This is a genomic window from Streptomyces sp. NPDC059696, from assembly GCF_042733745.1.
Taxonomy (GTDB): Bacteria; Actinomycetota; Actinomycetes; order Streptomycetales; family Streptomycetaceae; genus Streptomyces.
The window spans coordinates 1-3,182 of the sequence record NZ_JBHWFG010000081.1; the positions used below are offsets into that span (position 1 = coordinate 1).

The 3,182-nt window shown below is 55.7% G+C and carries 2 rRNA genes; both read right to left on the minus strand.

The features are described from left to right. Positions 1-276: 276 nt before the first annotated feature. Positions 277-393: ribosomal RNA gene (gene rrf, locus ACFV20_RS36590) — 5S ribosomal RNA — on the minus strand. Positions 394-538: 145 nt separating this feature from the next. Beyond that, positions 539-3,182 (minus strand): 23S ribosomal RNA (locus ACFV20_RS36595); the annotation flags it as partial.

Genomic DNA, 3,182 nt, shown 5'->3' on the forward strand with positions numbered 1-3,182 from the left:
CCGTTGTGCTCAGCCATTATGGATTCCTCCTGTTGCGAGCCGACCAGTGGCGCGTGCGTAGTCGCTCATAACCCTTATTTCGTTGTTACGCCGCCGGCGCATGACCTGCACCGGCTCGTATGTCTTATGCAATTCTAGGCGACTGCCACTCAGCCACCGAACGACCAGGCACCGTTGGAACCTGCCCGTGGCCATTTTCACACTGCTGGGTGTGGTTTGTGGTGTTAAATGGCGGGAGCCCCGACCGTCGTGGTCGGGGCTCCCGTTGTAATTAGTGTCCGGCGGTGTCCTACTCTCCCACACCCTCCCGGGTGCAGTACCATCGGCGCTGTGGGTCTTAGCTTCCGGGTTCGGAATGGGACCGGGCGTTTCCCCCACGCTATGACCGCCGTAACCTTTTCACCCGTTCCCCCGTGGGGGTGGGAAGACTTGTGGTTACAACATGTGTGGTGTTGTTTATTCGTTATGTGTTGGTTCCTGGAACGGTTTGTTGTTCGGGAACCACATAGTGGACGCGTGCAGTGCTTTGTTTTTTTGGGTGGTGTAAGTTGTTGGCCTATTAGTACCGGTCAGCTTCACGGGTCTTTAGTCCCCGCTTCCACATCCGGCCTATCAACCCAGTGGTCTGGCTGGGGGCCTCTCACACACAAGGTGCATGGAAATCTCATCTTGAAGCAGGCTTCCCGCTTAGATGCTTTCAGCGGTTATCCCATCCGAACGTAGCTAATCAGCGATGCACTTGGCAGTACAACTGACACACCAGAGGTTCGTCCGTCCCGGTCCTCTCGTACTAAGGACAGCCCTTCTCAAATTTCCTGCGCGCGCAGCGGATAGGGACCGAACTGTCTCACGACGTTCTAAACCCAGCTCGCGTACCGCTTTAATGGGCGAACAGCCCAACCCTTGGGACCTACTCCAGCCCCAGGATGCGACGAGCCGACATCGAGGTGCCAAACCATGCCGTCGATATGGACTCTTGGGCAAGATCAGCCTGTTATCCCCGAGGTACCTTTTATCCGTTGAGCGACGGCCATTCCACAATGTACCGCCGGATCACTAGTCCCGACTTTCGTCCCTGCTCGAGATGTCTCTCTCACAGTCAAGCTCCCTTGTGCACTTACACTCGACACCTGATTGCCAACCAGGCTGAGGGAACCTTTGGGCGCCTCCGTTACTTTTTAGGAGGCAACCGCCCCAGTTAAACTACCCATCAGGCACTGTCCCTGACCCGGATCACGGGCCGAAGTTAGATGTCCAAAGTGACCAGAGTGGTATTTCAACGATGACTCCACCCGAACTGGCGTCCGGGCTTCAACGTCTCCCACCTATCCTACACAAGCCACTCCGAACACCAATACCAAACTATAGTAAAGGTCTCGGGGTCTTTCCGTCCTGCTGCGCGTAACGAGCATCTTTACTCGTACTGCAATTTCGCCGAGTTTATGGTTGAGACAGCGGGGAAGTCGTTACTCCATTCGTGCAGGTCGGAACTTACCCGACAAGGAATTTCGCTACCTTAGGATGGTTATAGTTACCACCGCCGTTTACTGGGGCTTAAATTCCCAGCTTCGCCCACAAGGGGCTAACCGGTCCTCTTAACCTTCCAGCACCGGGCAGGAGTCAGTCCGTATACATCGTCTTGCGACTTCGCACGGACCTGTGTTTTTAGTAAACAGTCGCTTCCCCCTGGTCTCTGCGGCCCACACCCGCTCCGGAAAGCAAGTCTCCATCACGGGGCAGGCCCCCCTTCTCCCGAAGTTACGGGGGCATTTTGCCGAGTTCCTTAACCATAATTCTCTCGATCGCCTTGGTATTCTCTACCTGATCACCTGTGTCGGTTTGGGGTACGGGCAGCTAAAACCTCGCGTCGATGCTTTTCTAGGCAGCATAGGATCACCGGATCCCCCCAAACGGGGGTCCCATCAGATCTCAGGAACGTGCTCGAAGCACACAGGAACGGATTTGCCTATCCCTGACCCTACATCCTTAGACCAGGACAACCATCGCCCGGCCCGGCTACCTTCCTGCGTCACACCTGTTAATACGCTTACCTCCCAGGATCAGGTCCCAGCCACCACCACAACCATGGCTCCCCGAAGGGAGATCCGATTGGGTGGGGGGTGGTTAGTATCCCCCGCTCAGTATTGGCGGTTTTTCGCCGGTACGGGAATATCAACCCGTTGTCCATCGACTACGCCTGTCGGCCTCGCCTTAGGTCCCGACTTACCCAGGGCAGATTAGCTTGACCCTGGAACCCTTGATCATTCGGCGGACGGGTTTCTCACCCGTCTTTCGCTACTCATGCCTGCATTCTCACTCGTGTAGGCTCCACCGCTGGTTTCCACCGCGACTTCACCGCCCACACGACGCTCCCCTACCCATCCACACCCCTGAACCAACCCCACAAAGGGAGCGGCTGAGGTATATGTGTGAATGCCACAACTTCGGCGGTGTACTTGAGCCCCGCTACATTGTCGGCGCGGAATCACTTGACCAGTGAGCTATTACGCACTCTTTCAAGGATGGCTGCTTCTAAGCCAACCTCCTGGTTGTCTAAGCAACTCCACATCCTTTCCCACTTAGCACACGCTTAGGGGCCTTAGTTGGTGGTCTGGGCTGTTTCCCTCTCGACTATGAAGCTTATCCCCCACAGTCTCACTGCTGCGCTCTCACTTACCGGCATTCGGAGTTTGGCTGACGTCAGTAACCTTGTAGGGCCCATCGGCCATCCAGTAGCTCTACCTCCGGCAAGAAACACGCAACGCTGCACCTAAATGCATTTCGGGGAGAACCAGCTATCACGGAGTTTGATTGGCCTTTCACCCCTACCCACAGCTCATCCCCTCCATTTTCAACTGAAGTGGGTTCGGTCCTCCACGACGTCTTACCGTCGCTTCAACCTGGCCATGGGTAGATCACTCCGCTTCGGGTCTAGATCACGCCACTACACTCGCCCTGTTCAGACTCGCTTTCGCTACGGCTACCCCACACGGGTTAACCTCGCGACGTAACACTAACTCGCAGGCTCATTCTTCAAAAGGCACGCCATCACAGAAACCAATGCCTGCTCTGACGGATTGTAAGCACACGGTTTCAGGTACTGTTTCACTCCCCTCCCGGGGTACTTTTCACCTTTCCCTCACGGTACTGGTCCGCTATCGGTCATTAGGAAGTATTTAGGC